The 20,855-nt window shown below is 68.6% G+C and carries 22 protein-coding genes; 13 read left to right on the forward strand and 9 right to left on the reverse strand.

What is annotated here, in order from left to right; translation table 11 throughout:
• Window positions 1-14: 14 nt before the first annotated feature.
• The 6 genes from bsh to K6T84_RS13580 are packed head-to-tail and all read left to right on the forward strand — an operon-like array spanning window position 15 to window position 4,548.
• Entirely contained in the window at window positions 15-995 is a 981-nt protein-coding gene (bsh, locus tag K6T84_RS13555) for a bile salt hydrolase (RefSeq protein WP_225400806.1), read from the forward strand.
• The gene (locus K6T84_RS13560) at window positions 992-2,158 is read left to right on the forward strand and encodes a pyridoxal phosphate-dependent aminotransferase (protein ID WP_225400807.1); all 1,167 of its coding nucleotides are present in this window, start codon (window positions 992-994) and stop codon (window positions 2,156-2,158) included. The genes bsh and K6T84_RS13560 overlap by 4 nt, the downstream gene beginning before the upstream one ends.
• A gap of 39 nt (window positions 2,159-2,197) precedes the next feature.
• A complete protein-coding gene (locus tag K6T84_RS13565; protein WP_225400808.1) occupies window positions 2,198-2,596 on the forward strand; it encodes a heme-binding protein in 399 nt (132 codons plus the stop codon).
• 9 nt (window positions 2,597-2,605) lie between these two features.
• The gene (locus tag K6T84_RS13570) at window positions 2,606-3,856 is read left to right on the forward strand and encodes a hypothetical protein (protein ID WP_225400809.1); all 1,251 of its coding nucleotides are present in this window, start codon (window positions 2,606-2,608) and stop codon (window positions 3,854-3,856) included.
• Between the two features lie 28 nt (window positions 3,857-3,884).
• Window positions 3,885-4,133 (forward strand): type II toxin-antitoxin system VapB family antitoxin, encoded by a 249-nt coding sequence (locus K6T84_RS13575; protein WP_224863087.1) that lies wholly within the window; start codon window positions 3,885-3,887, stop codon window positions 4,131-4,133.
• Window positions 4,120-4,548 (forward strand): type II toxin-antitoxin system VapC family toxin, encoded by a 429-nt coding sequence (locus tag K6T84_RS13580; RefSeq protein ID WP_224863089.1) that lies wholly within the window; start codon window positions 4,120-4,122, stop codon window positions 4,546-4,548. Before K6T84_RS13575 ends, K6T84_RS13580 begins: the two co-directional genes overlap by 14 nt.
• Window positions 4,549-4,644: 96 nt before the next feature.
• Here K6T84_RS13580 and hsaB read toward each other — a convergent pair whose 3' ends face one another.
• The 3 genes from hsaB to hsaA are packed head-to-tail and all read right to left on the reverse strand — an operon-like array spanning window position 4,645 to window position 7,327.
• Window positions 4,645-5,202 carry a 3-hydroxy-9,10-secoandrosta-1,3,5(10)-triene-9,17-dione monooxygenase reductase subunit gene (gene hsaB / locus K6T84_RS13585; protein ID WP_224866006.1) on the reverse strand — a complete coding sequence of 186 codons (558 nt, stop codon included), beginning with the start codon at window positions 5,200-5,202 and terminating at the stop codon, window positions 4,645-4,647.
• Between the two features lie 23 nt (window positions 5,203-5,225).
• Entirely contained in the window at window positions 5,226-6,131 is a 906-nt protein-coding gene (hsaC, locus tag K6T84_RS13590) for an iron-dependent extradiol dioxygenase HsaC (RefSeq protein WP_225400810.1), read from the reverse strand.
• 5 nt (window positions 6,132-6,136) lie between these two features.
• Window positions 6,137-7,327 carry a 3-hydroxy-9,10-secoandrosta-1,3,5(10)-triene-9,17-dione monooxygenase oxygenase subunit gene (gene hsaA / locus K6T84_RS13595; protein WP_224863093.1) on the reverse strand — a complete coding sequence of 397 codons (1,191 nt, stop codon included), beginning with the start codon at window positions 7,325-7,327 and terminating at the stop codon, window positions 6,137-6,139.
• A gap of 171 nt (window positions 7,328-7,498) precedes the next feature.
• Between hsaA and K6T84_RS13600 the strand changes: the two genes are divergently transcribed.
• Both K6T84_RS13600 and K6T84_RS13605 read left to right on the forward strand, forming a co-directional pair.
• Window positions 7,499-8,590, forward strand: a complete 1,092-nt coding sequence (locus K6T84_RS13600) for a ferredoxin--NADP reductase (protein ID WP_225402069.1) — start codon at window positions 7,499-7,501, stop codon at window positions 8,588-8,590.
• A 23-nt stretch (window positions 8,591-8,613) separates the two neighbouring features.
• Window positions 8,614-9,171, forward strand: a complete 558-nt coding sequence (locus K6T84_RS13605) for a hypothetical protein (protein WP_225400811.1) — start codon at window positions 8,614-8,616, stop codon at window positions 9,169-9,171.
• A 19-nt stretch (window positions 9,172-9,190) separates the two neighbouring features.
• Here K6T84_RS13605 and K6T84_RS13610 read toward each other — a convergent pair whose 3' ends face one another.
• Window positions 9,191-11,320 carry an acyl-CoA dehydrogenase family protein gene (locus K6T84_RS13610; RefSeq protein ID WP_224863097.1) on the reverse strand — a complete coding sequence of 710 codons (2,130 nt, stop codon included), beginning with the start codon at window positions 11,318-11,320 and terminating at the stop codon, window positions 9,191-9,193.
• 196 nt (window positions 11,321-11,516) lie between these two features.
• Between K6T84_RS13610 and kstR the strand changes: the two genes are divergently transcribed.
• Genes kstR through K6T84_RS13630 form a run of 4 tightly spaced genes read left to right on the forward strand, consistent with a single transcriptional unit; the run spans window position 11,517 to window position 15,650 of the window.
• Window positions 11,517-12,188, forward strand: a complete 672-nt coding sequence (gene kstR / locus K6T84_RS13615) for a cholesterol catabolism transcriptional regulator KstR (RefSeq protein WP_224863106.1) — start codon at window positions 11,517-11,519, stop codon at window positions 12,186-12,188.
• A 48-nt stretch (window positions 12,189-12,236) separates the two neighbouring features.
• Entirely contained in the window at window positions 12,237-13,484 is a 1,248-nt protein-coding gene (locus K6T84_RS13620; RefSeq protein WP_224863108.1) for an MFS transporter, read from the forward strand.
• A 4-nt stretch (window positions 13,485-13,488) separates the two neighbouring features.
• Window positions 13,489-14,409 carry an MBL fold metallo-hydrolase gene (locus tag K6T84_RS13625; protein WP_224863110.1) on the forward strand — a complete coding sequence of 307 codons (921 nt, stop codon included), beginning with the start codon at window positions 13,489-13,491 and terminating at the stop codon, window positions 14,407-14,409.
• On the forward strand, window positions 14,406-15,650 hold the full coding sequence (locus K6T84_RS13630; RefSeq protein WP_225402070.1) for an SLC13 family permease: 1,245 nt from the start codon (window positions 14,406-14,408) through the stop codon (window positions 15,648-15,650). Before K6T84_RS13625 ends, K6T84_RS13630 begins: the two co-directional genes overlap by 4 nt.
• Here the strand turns inward: K6T84_RS13630 and K6T84_RS13635 are convergent.
• From K6T84_RS13635 to cysS, 3 genes are read right to left on the reverse strand one after another with little or no spacing between them, the layout of a single operon-like run.
• The gene (locus K6T84_RS13635) at window positions 15,647-16,501 is read right to left on the reverse strand and encodes a glycerophosphodiester phosphodiesterase family protein (RefSeq protein WP_225402071.1); all 855 of its coding nucleotides are present in this window, start codon (window positions 16,499-16,501) and stop codon (window positions 15,647-15,649) included. The genes K6T84_RS13630 and K6T84_RS13635 overlap by 4 nt on opposite strands.
• Before the next feature lie 38 nt (window positions 16,502-16,539).
• A complete protein-coding gene (rlmB, locus tag K6T84_RS13640) occupies window positions 16,540-17,481 on the reverse strand; it encodes a 23S rRNA (guanosine(2251)-2'-O)-methyltransferase RlmB (RefSeq protein WP_224863114.1) in 942 nt (313 codons plus the stop codon).
• The gene (gene cysS, locus K6T84_RS13645) at window positions 17,482-18,891 is read right to left on the reverse strand and encodes a cysteine--tRNA ligase (RefSeq protein ID WP_224863116.1); all 1,410 of its coding nucleotides are present in this window, start codon (window positions 18,889-18,891) and stop codon (window positions 17,482-17,484) included.
• Window positions 18,892-19,040: 149 nt separating this feature from the next.
• Between cysS and K6T84_RS13650 the strand changes: the two genes are divergently transcribed.
• Window positions 19,041-19,700 (forward strand): hypothetical protein, encoded by a 660-nt coding sequence (locus K6T84_RS13650; RefSeq protein ID WP_224863118.1) that lies wholly within the window; start codon window positions 19,041-19,043, stop codon window positions 19,698-19,700.
• Between the two features lie 16 nt (window positions 19,701-19,716).
• On the opposite strand, the gene ispF is transcribed toward K6T84_RS13650, so the two are convergent.
• Window positions 19,717-20,193, reverse strand: a complete 477-nt coding sequence (gene ispF, locus K6T84_RS13655) for a 2-C-methyl-D-erythritol 2,4-cyclodiphosphate synthase (protein WP_225400812.1) — start codon at window positions 20,191-20,193, stop codon at window positions 19,717-19,719.
• Window positions 20,190-20,855, reverse strand: a complete 666-nt coding sequence (gene ispD / locus K6T84_RS13660; protein WP_224863122.1) for a 2-C-methyl-D-erythritol 4-phosphate cytidylyltransferase — start codon at window positions 20,853-20,855, stop codon at window positions 20,190-20,192. The genes ispF and ispD overlap by 4 nt, the downstream gene beginning before the upstream one ends.

The raw sequence follows: 20,855 nt of genomic DNA on the forward strand, positions 1-20,855 counted from the left end.
GTACGGTAAGGCGCATGTGCACTCGCCTGGTCTACCTGGGACCTAACGGCAACATCATCACCGGACGGTCGATGGACTGGAAGGTCGACCTGGCCACCGACCTGTGGGCATTCCCCCGCGGGATGGCGCGCAGCGGCCAGGCGGGCGCGAACTCGATTCAGTGGACCTCCCGCTACGCCAGCGTGACCGCCAGCGCCTACAACGTATGCACCACCGACGGTTTGAACGAAGCCGGCCTGTCGGCCAACCTGCTGTGGCTGGCCGAATCCGAATACCCCGCCTACGACGGCTCCCGGCCGGGACTGTCGGTGGCAGCCTGGGCCCAGTACGTGCTCGACAATTTCGGCACGGTGGCCGAAGCCGTTGCCGCCCTGAGCGCAGAACCGTTCGCGGTCGTCACCGACGGAGTTCCCGGCGAGGACCGGCTGGCCACCCTGCACCTGTCGATATCGGACGCCACCGGCGACAGCGCAATCGTGGAATACATTGGCGGCAAACAGGTCATCCACCACCACCGCGACTACCAGGTGATGACGAATTCGCCCATCTTCGACCAGCAACTGGCGATCAACGCCTACTGGGAGCAGCTCGGCGGCACCGTGATGCTGCCCGGCACCAACCGTGCCGCCGACCGGTTCGCCCGGGCGTCGTTCTACGTCAACGCGATACCGAAGGTCGACGATCCGATAGTCGCGCTGGCGTCGGTGCTGAGCGTGGTGCGCAACGTGTCGGTGCCGTTCGGCATCTCCACGCCTGACGAACCGAACATCTCCTCAACTCGCTGGCGCACGGTCGCCCACCACACCCGCAGGCTGTACCTGTTCGAATCCGCGTTGACGCCCAACGTGTTCTGGGTCGATCTGGCCAAGCTCGACCTCGCCGAGGGCGCCGATGCCCGCAAACTCGACCTCACCGGAAACACCACGCTGGCCGGTGAGAGCTCAGCGCATTTCGTGGCGGCCGAACCATTCACGTTCTTAGGACTGCCCGCATGACCGATCGTGTCGCGCTGCGCGCCGGCATCCCGCCGTTCCACGTGATGGATGTGTGGCTGGCCGCCGCCGAACGTCAGCGCAGCCACGGCGACCTGGTGAACCTGTCTGCGGGCCAGCCCAGCGTGGGCGCACCCGAGCCGGTGCGCGCCGCCGCCGCGGACGCCCTGCGGCGCAACCAGTTGGGATACACCGTCGCGCTGGGCATCCCGGAGCTGCGCACGGCCATCGCCGGCTCGTACGCCGACCGCTACGGGGTGAACGTGGACCCCGACGACGTGGTGGTGACCACCGGTTCCTCGGGCGGTTTCCTGCTGGCGTTCCTGGCCTGCTTCGACGCCGGTGACCGGGTGGCGATCGCCAGCCCCGGCTACCCCTGCTACCGCAATATCCTGACCGCGTTGGGCTGCGAAGTGGTGGAGATCCCGTGCGGTCCACAGACCCGCTTCCAGCCCACCGCTGCCATGCTGGCCGAGATCGAGGGGCCGCTGGCCGGGGTGATCGTGGCCAGCCCCGCCAATCCGACCGGAACCGTGCTGGAACCCGCGGAGCTGGCCGCGATCGCCACCTGGTGCGACGACGCGCGCGTGCGGCTGATCAGCGACGAGGTCTACCACGGCCTGGTCTATGACGGCGCCCCGCAGACCAGCTGCGCCTGGCAGACCTCACGCAACGCAGTGGTGGCCAACAGCTTCTCGAAGTACTACGCGATGACGGGCTGGCGACTGGGCTGGCTGCTGGTGCCGCCGGCGCTGCGACGGGCGGTCGACCGGCTCACCGGCAACTTCACCATCTGCCCGCCGGTGCTGTCCCAGTACGCGGCGGTCGCGGCCTTCACGCCGGAGGCAACCACCGAAGCGCAAGGCCACCTGCGGCATTACGCGGCCAACCGGGAGCTGCTGCTGGGCGGCCTGCGCGACATCGGCATCGAGAAGCTGGCGCCCACCGACGGGGCGTTCTACGTCTACGCCGACCTTGCCGAGCACACCGACGACTCGTTGACGTTCTGCGCGCGGTTGCTGGCCGAGACCGGGCTGGCGCTGGCCCCGGGCATCGATTTCGACACCGAACGCGGCAACACCTTCGTCCGACTGTCGTTCGCGGGCCCCACCGCCGATATCTCGCAAGCCCTGCACCGCCTCGGCACGTGGCTGCCGCTCCGGTAGGTTGGCTACAGGCTCGAATCGATTGAAGGGACCACACCCATGCGCATAACCACGACTACTCGCCTGACGCTCGGCGCGGCAGCCGTCGGCATCCTTGGTGCGGTGGCCGCATCGACGATGACCACCAGCACCCCACCCGCCGATGCCGCACCCGGTAACTGCACCGCAGCCGGGCTCTCTACCACCGCCAGCGGCGTGCTGAGCCAGGCCGGTGGATTCCTCAACGACCACCCGGAGGCCAACGACGTACTCACCGCCGCGGCCACCATGCCGGCGGACCAGGCCAAGTCCTCGGTGCAGGGGTACTTCATCGGCCACCTCGACCAGCTGTCGACCCTGCAGGGCATCGCCCAGCCGCTCACCGACCTCAAGAACCAGTGCGGCATCGCGGTCTCGCCGACCCAGCTGGCCATGTTGCTGGAGACCGTCAGCAAGTAAGGCCCGGCGATGAGCCTGGCCATCGGTGAGCACGAACGGGCCGCGCTGGCGCAGGCGGCCGGCTTCGGGCTGTTCGCCGCGATCACCGGGCGCCGGTCGCGGCGTTTCCCGGTCGGCGGCACGATCCCGTCCGGGGCGTTGGCCTACACCAGCCGTCGGCCGGTGCAGCCGTTGTCCGAGGTCGAGCGGGCCCTGCTGCTGTCGCTGATGGCCGGTGTCACCGGCTGGCACGACGGCATCGCGCACCACCCCGGATACGCCCCGGCGCTGCCGAACTATCCCGGCAGCGCCACCGGGCGCGCGATGCCCTCGGCGGCGGGCTTTCACACCAGCCAGGTGTTCTTCACCGACGACACCGGTTGCTATCTGCTGCCCACCCGCGATCAGCCGCCGCAGGATTTCGCAAGCATCGAGGACTGGATCAGTCACACCGCGGACTCCTATGTGCGACTGTCGGAGTCCCGGCTGCAACTACCCCGCGAAGAGCCCTACATGGAGGGCCACAACACCTGGATCGGTAACCATCCGGGCAGCCTGCTGGCGTTCGCGGTAGCCGATCTGGCCGAGCACCTGCTGGAGAACCTGTGGTTCTTCGCCGCCAACGGCTATCGGATCACCGACGACATCAACGGCCGGGAAATCCCGGGGCTGCAAGGTTTTTCCCACCTGGCGCACGCCGACGAGCCGATCCCGCTGTCGTTCGTCGAGCAGTACTCCCTGACCGAGGCCAGTGCCGAATTGTCCATCGCCGCCCACAACGGCGCCCTCGGCCTGCAGGCGATGGGCCTGGGCGGCTGGATCTACGACGGACTGGACCGCCCGTCGGTGCTGGGCGGGTTCGGCTTCGTCGCCGGCGACGACCCGCGCTGGGCGTTCCCGAACGTGACCGGGCTGCCCGGACATTTCGAGACGCTCAGCCCACCGCACGTGGCGTCGGTGGCCGACGGCGTGGACAAGTTGGTGGCCCGAAAGTTCGGCCCAGGCGGGCCATCTCACCCCGACACCGGCGGCCCGTGGGCCGATACCCGCCAGGTACGGGCCTGCGCGCTGCCGCCGGACGGCATCGCCGAACTGGTCACGCTGCAGGCTTCGTATATCTACGACACGTTCGGCAAGCTGCCCGGCACGGTGCCGACCGTGCACGCGCTGATGTACCTGCAGGCCCAGCACCTCGACACCGACTTCTACGACGAGTTCTACGGCCCCGGCGCGTACCTGCAAACCCATGCCGAGCACCAGCAGCGCTGGCATGCATCATGATGCGTCGAGTTGATGATATGATGCGCACGTGCGTACCACGGTCAATATCGACGACCATCTCCTTGCTGAAGCGAAGGTTTTAGCCGCAAGGACGTCGAGGCCGCTCGGTGCCATCCTGGACGACGCATTGCGCGCCATGCTCCACCGCGGCACCGGTTCGACGATCCGCCATACATTCGAACTTCCGACGCACGGTCACGGCGGCCTACTACCCGGCGTCGACCTCGACGACAAGGACGCCCTCGCCGAGTTGCTGGGCGACAATGCTGCTCCTTGACGTCAACGTCTGTGTCTACGCAATCCGCCAGGACAGCCCCGACCACGACAGATTCCGTGTCTGGGTCAATGACGCGCTCAACGGCGACGAACCCGTCGGGATAAGTGAGCTCGTACTTTCGGGCGTGGCCCGAATAATCACCAACCACCGGATATTCGAACAGCCCAGCACCACGCAGCAAGCGCTGGACTCTTGCCGAGCGCTTCGCTCAGGTCCGACCGCAGTCCCGCTACAACCGGGCACGCGACACTGGGAGATCTTCGACTCGCTGTGCCGGCAGACGAACGCCAAAGGCAACTCCGTTCCCGATGCCTATCACGCTGCCTTGGCCATCGAAAACGGCGCAACCTGGATCACCACTGACCGCGGTTTCGCCCGCTTTCCCGGACTGCGCTGGCGAAACCCGTTGCACTGAACGAATTCCGACGTCGGCCAGCGACCGCGAGACTGAAACTCACGACGCGACACGCCGCGTCAGCGTCGCCGGATTCCGGCTCGGCGCGGGAAAGACCTACAGCCAGGTGTCGTCGGTCGTAGCGGTGAGGAACGCCTCCAGGTCGTCGCGCCACTGCGCCGGGGTGGTCTTGTCCGGCTCGATGCCGGTGTAGTCGCCGCGATAGAACAGCAGCGGCCGCGGCTTGACCTCGGGAACGTCCGAAAGCGACTGCACCGCACCGAATACCACGAAGTGGTCGCCCCCGTCGTGCACCGAGGCCACGGTGCAGTCGATGTGGGCCAGCGACCGGGCCAGGATCGGCGACCCCAGCGGCGACGGCTTCCAGTCCACGCCGGCGAACTTGTCCGGCTCACGCGAACCGAAGCGCGCGCAGACGTCCTTCTGCTCCTCGGCGAGGATGTTGACGCAGAACTTTCCGCTGGACTCGATCGCCTGCCAGGACCGCGACTGCTTGGTCGGGCAGAACAGCACCAGCGGCGGGTCCAGCGACAGCGCGGCGAACGACTGGCAGGCGAAACCCACCGGCAAACCGTCATCGGTGGTGGTGATGATCGTGATGCCGGTGCAGAACTGGCCGAGCGCGTTGCGGAATGCGCGCGGGTCGATCGGCAGGTCACCTGCCTTTGATTCGGAACTCACTGGTCTTTGAAGCCCACCGTGAAGTCGTGGCCCCACAGGCTGACCGCGGTGCTCTCCCGGGCGATCCAGTCGTCGTCGTCGACTTCGAGGCCCTCACAACCGAACTCGATCTGAAACCCGCTGGGCGCCTTCATGTAGAAGCTCAGCATCTTGTCGTTGACGTGCCGGCCCAGGGTCGCGGCCATCGGCACCTTGCGCCGGTAGGCGCGGTCCAGGCACAGACCGACGTCGTCGGCCTCGCCGACCTCGACCATCAGGTGCACGATGCCGGTCGGGGTGGGCATCGGCAGGAACGCCAGGCTGTGGTGGCGCGGGTTGCAGCCGAAGAACCGCAGCCATGCCGGGTCACCATCAGCCGGACGGCCCACCATCTGCGGGGGCAGCTTCATCGAGTCACGCAGCCGGAAACCCAGTACGTCGCGGTAGAAGTGCAGCGCCTCGGCGTCGTCCTTGGTCGAGAGCACCACGTGCCCCAGGCCCTGCTCCTCGGTGACGAACTTGTGCCCGTAGGGGCTGACCACCCGGCGGTGCTGCAGGGCCACCCCGTGGAATACCTCCAGGTGGTTGCCCGACGGGTCGTCGAAGCTGATCATCTCGTCTACGCACCGCTCGGCCAGCTCGGCCTTGGTGGCCTCCTTGTAGGGCGTGCCCTCGGCCTCCAGGCGCTGCCGGATCTCTTGCAGCCCTGCGGCGTTGGCACACTCCCAGCCCGACACCAACAACCGGTCGGTGTCACCGGGCACGATCACCAGCCGGGCGGGGAAGTCGTCCATCCGCAGGTACAACGCACCCTCGGTAGCGCCGGAGCCCTCGACCATGCCGAGGACCTTGCACCCGAAGTCACGCCAGGCCACCATGTCGGTGGCCTCGATCCGCAGATACCCCAGTGAACGGATACTCATCAGGCTCAGACCATGGTGTCGCCGGGCGGCAACCCGAACTCGTGGTTGCCGAAGATCATGTACGCCCGCTCCGGGTCGTTGGCCGCGTGCACCCGGCCGGCGTGCGCGTCACGCCAGAACCGTTGCACCGGAGCGTCGTTGGCCAGCGCGGTGGCACCGGCCGCCTCGAACAGCCGGTCGATCGAGGCGATGGCCCGGCCGGTGGCGCGCACCTGGTCACGCCGGGCGCGGGCGCGCAGGTCGAACGGCACCTCTTCGCCGGCCGCCAGCAGCGCGTACTCGTCGCCGACGTTGCCGATCAGCTGCTTCCAGCCGGCGTCGATGTCGCTGGCCGCCTCGGCGATCCGGACCTTGGCGAACGGGTCGTCCTTGGCCTTCTCGCCGGCGAACGCCGCCCGGACCCGCTTGCCCTGGTGCTCGACGTGCGCGTCGTAGGCGCCGTAGGCCATGCCCATGATCGGGGCCGAGATGGTGGTGGGGTGGATGGTGCCCCACGGCATCTTGTAGACCGGCGCGGTGTTGGTCGCGTAACCGCCGGCGCTGTGGTCGTTCATCGCCTTGTAGGACAGGAAGCGGTGCCGCGGCACGAACGCGTCCTTGACCACGACGGTGTTGCTGCCGGTGCCGCGCAGTCCGACCACGTGCCAGACGTCGTCGATGCGGTAGTCGGAGATCGGGATCAGGAAGCTGCCGAAGTCGACGGGCTTGCCGTCCTTGATCACCGGGCCGCCCAGGAATGCCCAGGAGGCGTGGTCACAGCCCGACGACCAGTTCCAGGCGCCGTTGACGATGTAACCGTCGGCGTTCTCGGTGACGACGCCGGCGCCCATCGGGGCGTACGACGACGAGATCCGGACGCTGGTGTCCTCGCCCCAGACGTCTTCCTGGGCCTGCTGGTCGAAGAGCGCCAGGTGCCAGTTGTGTACGCCGATGATGCCGGCGACCCAGCCGGTGGAGCCGCACGCGCTGGCCAGCCGGCGCACCGCCTCGTAGAAGATCGTCGGGTCGCACTGCAGGCCGCCCCACTGCTCGGGCTGCAGCAGCCGGAAGAAGCCGACGTCCTCGAGCGCCTTGACGTTGGCGTCAGGCAGGCGACGCAGGTCCTCGGTCTCCTGAGCGCGCTCGCGCAACTGCGGGAGAAGCCCGTCGATGGCGTCGAGCACTGCCTGCGCGTCGCGCTGTTGAATGGACGTCACTAGATTGCCTCCCAGGAGTGATCAGGTACAGGCCCGGTTTTCCAACCAGTCAAGTGTGAGACTAGAACACGTTCCGATTTGTGTCGAGTGCGGTGTTCCTGCGGCTGGTAGCGATACTGGACCGGTTTTCTGTAACCTGTTCTAGTTATGACCGACGATGAGGGGCAGGCTGTGACGGAGACCATTCCGGACGAACCGCTCGGCAGCCACGTCCTGGAACTGCAGATCACCGACGTCATCGCCGAGACCGACGATGCGCGCTCGCTGGTGTTCGGCGTGCCCGATGGGCCCGACGATCCGGAGATCCCCGCCTCGCGGCTGAAGTACTCGCCCGGACAGTTCCTGACCCTGCGTATCCCCAGCGACCGAACCGGTTCGGTGGCCCGATGCTACTCGCTGTGCAGCTCGCCGTTCTCCGACGACTCGCTGACGGTCACCGTCAAGCGGACCGCGGACGGCTACGCGTCGAACTGGCTGTGCGACCACGCCAAAGCCGGCATGCGGGTGCATGTGCTGGCACCATCGGGCAACTTCGTGCCGAAGTCACTGGACACCGATTTCCTGCTGCTGGCCGCCGGCAGCGGGATCACCCCGATGATGGCGATCTGCAAATCGGCACTGTCGCAGGGCACCGGGAAGGTGACGCTGATCTACGCCAACCGCGACGAGCGCTCGGTGATCTTCGCCGCCGCGCTGCGTGAGCTGGCCGCCGAGTACGCCGACCGGTTGACCGTCGTGCACTGGCTGGAGTCGGTACAGGGCCTGCCCACCCCGGCGGCGCTGGCCCAGCTGGCCGCGCCCTACACCGACCGCCAGGTCTTCATCTGCGGCCCGGGGCCGTTCATGCAGGCCTCCCGCGACGCCCTGGAGAACTGCAAGTTTCCGGCCGAGCAGGTGCACCTGGAGGTGTTCAAGTCGCTGGACAGCGACCCCTTCGCCGCGGTGAAGATCGAAGACGCCCCCGAATCCGCCGACGGCGCCGCGCCGCCGGCCACCGTCACCGTCGAGTTGGACGGCGAAAAACATGAACTGGCCTGGCCGCGCCACGTCAAGCTGCTGGATCTGCTGCTGGACAAGGGCCTCGACGCGCCGTTCTCCTGCCGCGAGGGGCACTGCGGCGCCTGCGCCTGTGTGCTGAAGAAGGGCGACGTCACCATGGAGGTCAACGACGTTCTCGAGCCGCAGGACCTCGCCGAGGGACTGATCCTGGCGTGCCAGGCCCACCCCGAGACCGATTCTGTGGAAGTTACGTACGACGAGTGATCTCACGGCTAGGTTGGTGCGACATGAAGCGGTTGCTGATGATTCCGGTGGCGCTGATGCTGTTGGCGGCGCTGGTCCCCGCTGCGACGGCGTCGGCGGCCAGTGATACCAAGACCTCGTTGTTCCCGGTGAACGAGTTCGACCAATTGCAGACCCACAGCTGGGTCGAATGCAGCGCACCGCCGCTGTGCCGGTTCACCGCCGGTGTCCAACTGCAGACCCCGGAGGGCATAACCGGTTTCCCGCCGGACCTGTGGGCGCGTCAGACCACCGAGATCCGCCCCTCTAAACGCACGGCCTATCTCGATGTGCACACCGACGGCGGCGAAGGCTGGTTCAAAGACCGCGGCGGGCCGGGCACGAAGGTGTTCAAGGACGGCACCGGAGCGGTGATCCAGTCGATGTACTACGGCGAAGGACCGCCGGAGAAGTACCAGACCAACGGCAGCATCGACGTGTTGGACATCGCCACCGGTCGGCCCAAGACCGATGTCAACGTGATCGTCTGCGCCCACGTACAGGTCGTCTATGGCGGGATCAACCTGACCACGCCGCCCACCTGCGCCCAGACGGTGTTCTGAGGCGCGAATCCAGCCGGGCCTACCCGCGCGGCAGCCCCAGCAGCCGCTCGGCGGCCAGCGTCAGCAGGATCTGCTCGGTGCCGCCGGCGATCGACAGGCAGCGGGTGTTGAGGAAGTCGTGCACCTCACGCCCGGCCACCGCACCCGCACCGGCGGTGACGTCCATCCGGTACTCGGCCAGCTCCTGGCGGTAGCGCACCCCGATCAGCTTGCGCACCGAGGACTCCGAGCCGGGGTCCTGCCCGCCGACGGCGAGCTGGGCGATGCGCTGATCCAGCAGCGACCCGGCCTGGGCGGCGATGATCAGCCGGGCCAGCCGGTCGTCGGCGGCGGTGTCGGACTCCCGATTCGCCAGGGCTTTGAGCAGTTCCTCCATCGGGTTGCCCAGCGCGGTACCGCCGGCGATCGCGACGCGCTCGTTGGCCAGCGTGGTGCGGGCCAGCCGCCAGCCGTCGTTGACGTTGCCGACCACCATCTCGTCGGGCACGAAGACGTCGTCGAGGAAGACCTCGTTGAACAGCGCATCACCAGTGATCTCACGCAGCGGCCGGATGTCGATGCCGTCGGCGGTCATGTCGAGCAGGAAGTAGGTGATGCCCTTGTGTTTCGGCGCGTCGGCATCGGTGCGGGCCAGGCAGATTCCCCACTGCGAATCGTCGGCCCGCGACGTCCACACCTTCTGCCCGGTCAGTCGCCAGCCGCCGTCGACCTTGACCGCCTTGGTGCGCAGCGCGGCCAGATCCGAACCGGCGCCCGGCTCGGAGAACAGCTGGCACCAGAAGATCTCGCCGGTCAGGGTGGCCGGGATGAACCGCTCGATCTGCGCGGGCGTGCCGTGCTCGAGGATCGTCGGCGCCGCCCACCAACCGATCACCAGGTCGGGGCGTTCGACACCGGCCGCGGCCAGTTCCTGGTCGATCACCAGCTGTTCGCCCGCGCTGGCGGCGCGCCCGTAGGGCACCGGCCAGTGCGGCGCCAGCAGACCCGATTCGGCCAGCGCCGGCTGGCGCTGTTCGGCGGGAAGCCCGGCTATCCGGGCTGCCTCCGTGGCGATCGCGGGACGCAGGTCGGCGGTCGCGGCGTCATCGCCGAGGTCGACCTCGAGCCGGCGCCGCACCCCGGCCCGGGTCAGTGCGGCGACGCGGCGCAGCCAGTGCTCGGCGCCACCCAGCGCCTGCCCGATGCCGTAGGCCCGGCGCAGGTACAGGTGCGCATCGTGCTCCCAGGTGATGCCGATGCCGCCGAGGACCTGGATGCAGTCCTTGGCGTTGGCCTTGGCGGCGTCGATACAGATGGCGGCAGCGACCGCAGCGGCGATCGAGAACTGCTGGTCGTCGGGGTCAGCGGCGGCGCGAGCCACATCGGCGGCGGCCACGGCGGCCTGTTCGGCCCGGCACAGCATCTCCGCGCACAGGTGCTTAATGGCCTGGAAGCTGCCGATCGGCTTGCCGAACTGCTCGCGCACCTTCGCGTACTCGACGGCGGTGTCCAGCGCCCACCGGGCCACCCCGGCGGCCTCCGCGGACAGCACCGTGACCGCCAGGTTCTGCACCGGGCCGTCGAGGACCGTCGCCGGTGCGTCCGACAGCGTCACCTTGGCCAGTGGCCGGGAGAAGTCGGTGGCGGTCAGCGGCTCGACCTGCACCCCATCGGCGTGTGCGTCGACCAGCACCCAGCTCTCGCCGGCCGGCAACAGCAGCAACCCGTCGGCGGTGGCGCCCAGCACGCGCTCGGCGGTGCCCGAGACCATCCCGGCCGCGGCGTCGAAGTTCAGCGCGGCGTCGGTAATGGCCACGCCCGCAACACGTTCGCCGTTGGCCAGCGCCTCGGCCAGGGCCGGGTCGGCAATCACCAGGGTGGCCAGCGCGGTGCTTGCCACCGGCCCCGGGACCAATGCCTTGGCGGCCTCGTCGACCATGGCGCACAGGTCTTCGATCCGGCCGCCGGCGCCACCGTGCTCCTCGGCGACCGCCACCCCGAACAGGCCCAGCTCCGCCAACCGGGCGAAGACCGGTTGCCACGCATCGGGTTCGCCCAGCTCCACGGCCCGAATCGCCTCGGCGCTGCCCGATCCGGCGGCCCAGTCGCGGACCAGCTCACGGGCGGCGAGCTGGTCGGCGGCACGGGTCTCCGTGGTACTCACTGACACGCTGGGCTCCTCTGGGTCATGGCGAACAGATACGTCAGGTCACTAGAACGTGTTCTAATAGTGCCAGCGTCGATGCGTCAAGTCGAACCGTTGCGGCAGGACACATAGCGTCCCGAGGGTGTTGGAGGTGGGAGATTCCCCTACGCGATGCGTATCGTTACTGGCGAGTAAGTCAACTGAAGGAGCCGCCCACCACATGCCGTCACCAGTCGACAGCAACCCGGGCCGCGGATCGGGCACACAACCCCGCGACGTCATCAGCGTGGCTGTGCTGAACGAGGCCGACCTCGGCTCCGAGGCACAGCGCGAACGCCGCAAACGCATCCTTGATGCGACCCTGGCGATTGCTTCCAAGGGCGGATACGACGCCGTGCAGATGCGTGCGGTCGCCGACCGCGCCGACGTCGCGGTCGGCACCCTGTATCGGTACTTCCCATCGAAGGTCCACCTGCTGGTCTCGGCGATGGGCCGGGAGATCGCACGGGTGGACACCAAGACCGACCCGGCGACGTTCGCAGAAACCACCCGGCACCAGCGGCTGAACCTGGTGGTCAACAAGCTCAACCGCGCCATGCAGCGCAACCCCCTGCTCACCGAGGCCATGACCAGGGCGTACGTCTTCGCCGACGCGTCGGCCGCCGGCGAGGTCGACCACGTTCAGAAGCTGATCGACTCGATGTTCGCCGGGGCGATGAGCGACGGCGAGCCGACGGAGGAGCAGTACCACATCTCCCGGGTGATCTCGGATGTGTGGCTGTCGAACCTGCTCGCCTGGCTGACCCGACGGGCCTCGGCCACCGACTTCAGCACCCGGCTGGATCTGGCGGTGCGGCTGCTGATCGGCGACGACGACCGCCCCAAGGTCTAGCCCCAGGTTCTCAGGAGAGTGCCTACCGGTTCACGAGATTCGGAACCGGTGACCGCCTCCGCAACCGACCCGATCCCGCGCCGGCTGGCGCACGCGCTGGACCTGTTGAACTTCACCCTGGCCGACGTGCGCGACGGCCTCGGGCCCTACCTGTCGATCTACCTGCTGGTGACCCACCATTGGGACCAGGCGTCGATCGGCCTCGTCATGGCGATCGGCGGCGTCGCCGCGGTCGTGGCGCAGACCCCGGTGGGCGCGCTGGTCGACCGAACCACCGCCAAACGCGCATTGCTCGTCGTCGGTGCGCTGGCCGTCACGGCTGCGGCATTGGCGATGCCGCTGTTCCCCGGCTTCTACAGCGTCGCGGCATTGCAGCTGCTCACCGGAGTCGCGGGCTCGGTGTTCGCACCCGCACTGGCCGCGATCACCCTGGGCGTGGTCGGTCCACGGCTGTTCGCGAAACGCATCGGCCGCAACGAATCGTTCAACCATGCCGGCAATGCCGTGACCGCGGCCGCGACCGGTGCCCTGGCTTACTTCTACGGCCCGATCGTGGTGTTCTGGATGCTGGCCGCCATGGCCGCGCTCAGTGTCGCGGCCACGCTGGGCGTACCCGAGTCCGCGATCGATCACGACGTAGCGCGGGGCATGGATCATCTGGCCGGTGAGCCCCATCGGCAGCCATCGGGATTCGCGGCGCTGCTGCGCAACCGGCGACTGCTGGTGTTCGCCGCGACGGTGGTGATGTTCCACTTCGCCAATGCGGCGATGCTGCCGTTGGTCGGCCAGGAACTGGCGCTGGTCAACACCGAAATAGGCACCGCGCTGATGGCGGTGTGCATCGTGGCCGCCCAGCTGGTGATGGTGCCGGTGGCCTATCTGGCCGGCGCCAAAGCCGATACCTGGGGCCGCAAGCCGATCTTCCTGGTGGGGTTCGCGGTCCTGACCGTCCGAGGGCTGCTCTACCCGGTTTGGGACAACTCCTACTGGCTGGTCGGGGTGCAGTTGCTCGACGGGGTGGGAGCGGGCATCTTCGGTGCACTGTTCCCGCTGGTCGTACAAGACGTCACGCACGGAACCGGCCGTTTCAACGTGAGCCTGGGGGCGATCACCACCGCCTGGGGTGTGGGCGCCGCATTGTCGAACTTCGTCGCCGGCCAGATCGTGTCGACCTCGGGCTACAACACGGCATTTCTCACACTGGCTGCGGTAGCCGGCGCCGGTTTCATGCTCTACCTGACCGCTATGCCCGAGACCGCCGGAATCAGCGGCCGGACCGAACCCCCGTTAGCCTGAGCGGATGCGCCTCAAGCTCGGTCGACCCGACATCGGCCGGTACGCCGACCGGTTCGACGTCGCACCCGCGGAACCGGGCGCGCCGTTGTCGGTGACGTGGCTCGGCGTGACCAGCATGCTGATCGACGACGGGTCATCGGCGCTGATGACCGACGGCTACTTCTCCCGCCCCAGTCTGGCTCGGGTGGCACTGCGCAAGGTGGCGCCGTCGGCCGCACGCATAGACGGCTGCCTGGCCCGGGCAGGCGTGCGTGAGCTGGCGGCGGTGATCCCCCTGCACTCACACATCGATCACGCGCTGGACTCCGCGGTGGTGGCCGAACGCACCGGCGCGGCACTGGTGGGCGGCGAGTCGACGGCCAATGTCGGTCGGGGGCAGGGGCTCTCGGACGACAGCCTGATCATCGTCACTCCAGGAGCGCCCATCACGCTCGGCGGCTATGACGTCACCCTGATCGAATCGCGGCACTGTCCGCCGGATCGTTTCCCCGGCGTCATCACGACCGTCGTCGTGCCGCCGGTGCGGGCGTCGGCCTACAAGTGCGGTGAGGCATGGTCGGCGCTGGTGGACCACCGCCCCTCGGGCCGCAGCCTGCTGATCATGGGCAGCGCGGGGTTCATCCCGGGGGCGTTGGCCGGCCGCAGCGCCGAAGTGGTCTATCTGGGCATCGGCCAGCTCGGCATCCAGCCCCGGCAATATCTGGTCGACTACTGGGCTGAGACCGTCCGCGCGGTCGGGGCTTCCACCGTCGTGCTGACGCACTGGGACGACTTCTTTCAACCCCTGTCGAAACCGTTGCGCGCCTTGCCTTATGCCGGCGACGACCTGAACGTCACAATGCGGGTTCTCGGCGAGCTGGCCGAGGCCGACGGAGTCGGACTGCACCTGCCCACGGTGTGGCGCCGCGAGGATCCGTGGGCCTGAACCTGGCGCTTGCCCTGCTGCTGCTCGCCCTGGTACTGGGGTTCGCGGTGGCCCGGCCGCGGGGCTGGCCGGAGGTCTTCGCCGCGGTGCCGGCCGCCGGGATCGTGGTTGCCACCGGAGCCATCTCCATGCACGACGCGGCCGCCGAAGCCGCCGGGCTGCTGCAGGTGGTGGCTTTCCTGGGTGCGGTGCTGGTGCTGGCACAACTCTGCGACGATGAGGGCCTGTTCGAGGCGGCCGGTGCGGCGATGGCCCGCGGCGACGTCGGCCCGCCACAACATCTGCTGCGCCGCGTCTTCGTGATCGCCGCCGCCTTGACCGCGGTGCTGAGTTTGGACGCGACGGTGCTGTTGCTGACCCCGGTGGTGCTGATGATGGCCCGTCGTCGCCGGGCGCCGATCCGCCCGCACGCGTATGCGACCGCGCACCTGGCCAACACCGCTTCGCTGCTGCTTCCGGTGTCCAACCTGACCAACCTGCTGGCTTTCCAGCAGGCCGGACTGTCCTTCGTGAAGTTCACCGCGCTGATGGCGGCCCCGTGGCTGGCCGCCACCGCGGTCGTGTACCTGATCTTCCGGTGGTTCTTCCACGCCGATCTGCGTGCGACACCTGCGCACCACCAGGCCGGCCCGCCGCCGGCGGTTCCGGTGTTCGTGCTGGTGATGCTGGGCCTGACGCTGATCGGTTTCGTGGTCGCCGAGACGATCGGCATCACCCCGGCCTGGGCGGCGTTTGCCGGTGCGGCAGTCCTGGCAGTCCGCGCGCTGGCGCAGCGGCGCGCGACCCCGGCCGGGATCCTGCGATCGGCCAACCTCGGGTTCCTCGTGTTCGTCCTGGCCCTGGGTGTGGTGGTCCGCGCCGTCGTCGACAACGGGCTGGGCGATCGGATGGGCGCGGTGCTGCCGTCGGGATCCGGCCTGGCGGCGCTGCTGGGCGTCGCCGCAGTCGCCGCCGTGCTGGCCAACGTGGTCAACAACCTGCCGGCGACGCTGGTGCTGGTGCCGCTGGTGGTACCCAGTGGCCCGGTCGCGGTGTTGGCGGTGCTGATCGGTGTCAACATCGGCCCCAATCTGACCTACGTCGGATCGCTGTCGAATCTGCTGTGGCGCAGGGTCTTACGCCGCTATGACGTTCCGGCCGGCGTTGGCGAATACACCCGGCTGGGTTTGTGTACGGTTCCGGCGACGCTGCTGGTGGCGGTGCTCGCACTGTGGGGCGGTGCGCGACTGCTGGGCGTCTAGCCTTCGGGGTAGGCCGGCGGCAGCGGCATGCCCAACTCGGCCAGAACCTGGCGTGCCCGCGACGGATAGTCGGTGATCAGGCCGTCAACGCCGGCGGCGATCTGCTGCCGGATGGCGTCGGCGTCGTTGACCGTCCACGGGATCACCCGCAGCCCCGCGGCGTGCGCGCGGTCCACGAATGCTCGGTCCACCACCGAATACTCCGGGGACACGATGTCAGCGCCGGCCCCCACGGCGCCGACGATCGGGTCGGCACCCTCTTCCCACAGTGCGACAAGGGGAATCGCCGGTTCGGCGGCGCGTACCAGAGGCAGGGTCGTCCAGTCGAAGCTCTGGATCTCGACGGAATCGAGCTTTCCGGCGGCGCGCACCGCGGCCAGGATCACCTCGACGATCTGGCGCTGATTGTCGGCGTCGACCTTGGTCTCGATGTTGTAGCGGACCCCCGTGTGACCGGCGAGCGCGAAGACCTCGGGCAGTGTCGCGATCACGTTGCCCCGAACCACTTCCGCATCCGGGAACGCCGGCAACAGCTTTCCGCAGTCCAGCGTGCGTACCTGGGCCAGGGTCAGCTCTGCGACACGCTTGCCGACGTAGGGGTACTGCGGGTCACCGGCGAACACCGGGCCGGTGTCGGTGCACTTCTCCGGCTCGATCACCGAGTCATGCCACACCAGCGGCTGAACGTCGCGGGTCAGCACTATGTCCAATTCCAGTGTGCTGACACCTAGTTCAAGAGACTTGGCGAAGGCACGCAGCGAACTCTCGGTGGTTTCCCCGCGGCCGCCGCGATGCGACTGCAGATCGAAGGCCGCGCCTGAGGCCTCAGCCGGTGTCACAGCGCTGGCCATCGCAGCCGCCAGCACCAGGGCAACAGCGACACCGCGAATCACCTTCGCTGGCGGGCGATCTCGGCGAGCACCACGCCGGCGGCCACCGACGCGTTGAGCGACTCGGTGGGCCCGGCCATAGGAATCGACACGATGGCGTCGCAGTTCTGCCGGACCAGCCGGGACAGGCCCTTACCCTCGGAACCGACCACCAACACCATCGGACCGGTGCCGTCCAGCTCGTCGACGACGGTGTCACCGCCGGCATCCAGGCCGACCACCTGCAGGCCGCGATCGGCCCACGCCTTGAGGGTCTGGTTGAGATTGGACGCACGCGCGACCGGAAGGCGTGCTGCCGCACCGGCACTGGTGCGCCAGGCCACCGCGGTGACCGACGCCGAGCGGCGCTGCGGGATGAGCACGCCGTGGCCGCCGAAGGCCGCCACCGAACGCACGATGGCGCCCAGGTTGCGCGGATCGGAGATGTTGTCCAACGCGACCAGCAAGGGCGGCGAAACGTCCTGCCGCGCAGCGGCCAGCAGGTCGTCGGGGTGGGCATAGTTGTACGGCGGAACCTGCAGCGCGATGCCCTGGTGCAGGCCGTTGGTGGTCATCTTGTCCAGATCCGACCGCGGCACTTCCAGGATCGGCAGGCCCGAATCGGCTGCGCGGGTTACGGATTCGGTCAGACGTTCGTCGGCCTCGGCGCCGAGCGCCACGTACAGCGCAGTGGCGGGGATGCCGGCGCGCAGGCATTCCAATACCGGATTGCGGCCCAGGACGGTTTCACTCTCGTCGGTGCGCTTGGTGGTCCGGTAGGACCGCTGCTTGGCCACCCGCTTGGCCGCCTTGGCCGCCGGGTGATACTCACGCTTGTGCGCGGGCGGAGTGGCACCGCGGCCCTCGAGCCCGCGGCGCCGCTGACCGCCGGAGCCGACGGTCGGGCCCTTCTTGGTTCCGGGTTTGCGCACTGCGCCTTTGCGTTTGGAGTTGCCGGCCATCTATGCGGTTCCCTCCACCAACAGCGACCACTGCGGACCGTCCCCGGTGTCGGTGACGTCGATACCGGCATCCTTGAGCCGGCCCCGGATCTCGTCGGCCAGCGCCCAGTCCTGTTCGGCGCGGGCGGCCGCCCGGCGCTCGAGTTCCGCGCGCACCAACACATCGACCGCCGCCAGCGCCGCCGACGTCTCGTCGCGCGACTCCCAGCGCTCATCGAGCGGATCGCAGCCCAGCACGCCCATCATGGCCCGGATGGCTCCGGCAGCGGCCAGCGCGCCGTCGTGGTCGCCGGAATCCAGCGCCCGGTTGCCCTCGGCGCGCGTCCGGTGCACCTCGGCCAGTGCAATGGGCACCGCCAGATCGTCGTCGAGGGCGGCCGCGAAACGCTCGGTCCAGGTGGTGGGGACCACCGCACCCACCCGGCTGCGGACCCGGTGCAGGAACTCCTCGATGCCGACGTAGGCGTTGACGGCGTCGCGCAGGGCGTTCTCGGAGAACTCCAGCATCGACCGGTAATGGGCACTGCCCAGGTAGTAGCGCAGTTCGGCGGGCCGGACCCGCTGCAGCACCGCCGACATCGACAGCACGTTGCCCAGCGACTTGCTCATCTTCTCGCCGCCCAGGGTGACCCACCCGTTGTGCAGCCAGTAGTTGGCGAATCCGTCGCCGGCGGCGCGGCTCTGGGCGATCTCGTTCTCGTGATGCGGGAAGACCAGGTCCATCCCGCCGCAGTGGATGTCGAAGGCGGGGCCGAGATAGGCGCCGGCCATCGCCGAGCACTCCAGATGCCAGCCCGGGCGGCCCGGCCCCCACGGCGTCGGCCAGCTGGGCTCGCCGGGTTTGGCGCCCTTCCACAAGGTGAAGTCACGGGGATCGCGCTTGCCGGTGGCCGCGCCCTCGCCCTGGTGCACGTCGTCGATCTTGTGACCGGAGAGCTGACCGTATTCGGGGTAGCTGAGCACGTCGAAATAGACGTCGCCGCCGCCGGTATAGGCGTGGCCCGCCTCGATCAGCCGCTGGATGAGTTCGACCATCTGGGTGATGTGCCCGGTGGCGCGGGGCTCGACCGACGGCGGCAACACACCCAGTGCCTCATAGGCGGCGGTGAACTCCCGTTCGTAGGTGGCGGCCCACTCCCACCAGGGCCGGCCGGCCGCGGCGGCCTTGGTCAGGATCTTGTCGTCGATGTCGGTCACGTTGCGCACAAAGGCGACGTCGTAGCCACGGGCGCTCAGCCAGCGACGCAGCACATCGAAGGCGACTCCGCTGCGAACGTGGCCGATGTGCGGTGCCGCCTGCACGGTCGCACCGCAGAGATAGATGGACGCATGGCCGGGCCGCAGCGGAACGAAGTCACGAACGGCGCCGGTTGCCGTGTCGTGCAGCCGCAGGCTGGGGCGATCGGTCACGACGGGCCAGCTTACCGGGCGGTTCGCGGGTGGCTGTCCACACGGCGGCACCACGGCGCCAACACCAGCTTCTATCAGGCAATTACCAGGCATGGGCACCAGTTGCCGTATCGGTGGACAGGCGGTCACCGGTGGCATATATTGCGGCAGTGAGCAATCGTCTGGTGGCAGTATCCGGAGCACTTCTGGCTGCGGCCGCAATCGCGTCGTCCGGCATGGCATATGCCGATGAGCCGAACCAGCAGCAGCCGGGCCAGACCGAGGCCGCCCCTGCCGAGGCCACCCCCGCCGAGCAGATGGCGCAGGTCCAGCAGGAGCAGCAAGAAGAGCAGCAGCGCCAGCAGGCCGACCAGATGGGCCAGATGGGTCAGACCGCATCTACCGCCGGCGCCAGCGCCAGCACCGCCAGCATGGCTGCGATGGGTCCCCAGATCGGTATGCAGATGGCGATGATGGCCCCGATGCTGGCGATGTACGCCCCGATGCTGGGTATGCCGCTGGTGAGCGGCCTGGCTTCCAGTGGCGCCAACGTCGGCACCGAAACCGCCACCACCGCCGCCGAAGGCGCAGCGCAGACCGGTTCGGCCGCGGCCACTGACCTCTTCAGCGGTGCCGGCGACGCCGGCACAAACCTCTTCGGCGACGCCAGCGACCTCAGCACGAACCTCCTCGGCGACACGAGCGACCTCGGCTTGAACCTCGGCGCCGACACAGCCGACGCCGTCACCGCCGGCGCTGCCGACGCCGGTGTGAACGTCGGAACCGAGGTCGCGTGCGGCATCGTCGGCGTCATCTTCGGCGCCTGCTAGAACGCCGTCCCGCTAATTAGCTGGGCACCACCAATGCGGTAGCAACGGCTGCCAGCCCTTCACCCCGGCCGGTCAATCCGAGTCCGTCGGTGGTCGTCGCAGACACCGAGACGGGTGCCCCCAGCAGTTCTGACAGCAGTCGCTGAGCCTCAACTCGGCGCGGCCCCACCTTGGGCCGGTCTCCGATGACCTGTACCGCGGCATTGCCGATTGTGAAACCGCTCTCGGTCAGCAGGCCGCGCACATGGGAGAGCATCACGGCACCGCTGACCTGCGCCCAGCGTGGATCATCGACACCGAACACGGTGCCCAGGTCCCCCAGCCCGGCCGCCGACAACAGCGCGTCGCACAACGCATGCACCGCCACGTCGCCGTCGGAATGCCCCGCGCAGCCGTCGGCGTCGTCGAACAACAGCCCCAACAGCCAACAGGGCCGCCCAGACTCGATCGGATGTACGTCGGTGCCCAGACCGACCCGTGGCAGCGGCGTCACCGGTTCAGCATCGCCTCGGCGAGCACCGCATCCAGCGCGGTGGTGATCTTGAAGGCCAGCGGGTCGCCCTCGACGACCTGGACCTGGCCTCCGACGTGCTCGACCAGCGACGCGTCGTCGGTGAACCCGGTGCCCGATCCGGCCTGCTGGTAGGCCCGCAGTAGCAGTTCGGTGGCGAACCCCTGCGGGGTCTGTACCGCCCGCAGGCCGGCCCGCTCCGGCGTGCCCAGCACCACCCCGTTGGCGTCGACCGCCTTGATGGTGTCGGACACCGGCAAGGCGGGCACCACGGCACGGTGACCGCCGCGCAGCGCCTCGACCACGCGAACCACCAAGTCCGGCGGAGTCAACGGCCGTGCGGCATCGTGGACCAGAACAAATTCAGGGTCTCCGGCGCTTTGCAGGGCCAACCGGACCGATTCGACGCGGTCGGCCCCACCTGCGACGATGGTGGCCGTCTCGGCGAGGATCAGCTTGGCCTCATCGGTGCGGTCCGGTGGCACCGCGACCACGACCTCGTCGACGACGCCGGAGTCACGCAGGCCGGCGACGGCGCGCTCGACCAGGGTCATCCCGCCGAGCAGAAAGAATGCTTTCGGTAGGCCCGCCCCGAGCCGCACGCCCGATCCGGCCGCCGGAACCACGGCTACCGTCTTGGCCAC

It is taken from the genome of Mycobacterium zoologicum, from assembly GCF_020181635.2.
In the GTDB taxonomy this organism is placed as follows: domain Bacteria; phylum Actinomycetota; class Actinomycetes; order Mycobacteriales; family Mycobacteriaceae; genus Mycobacterium; species Mycobacterium zoologicum.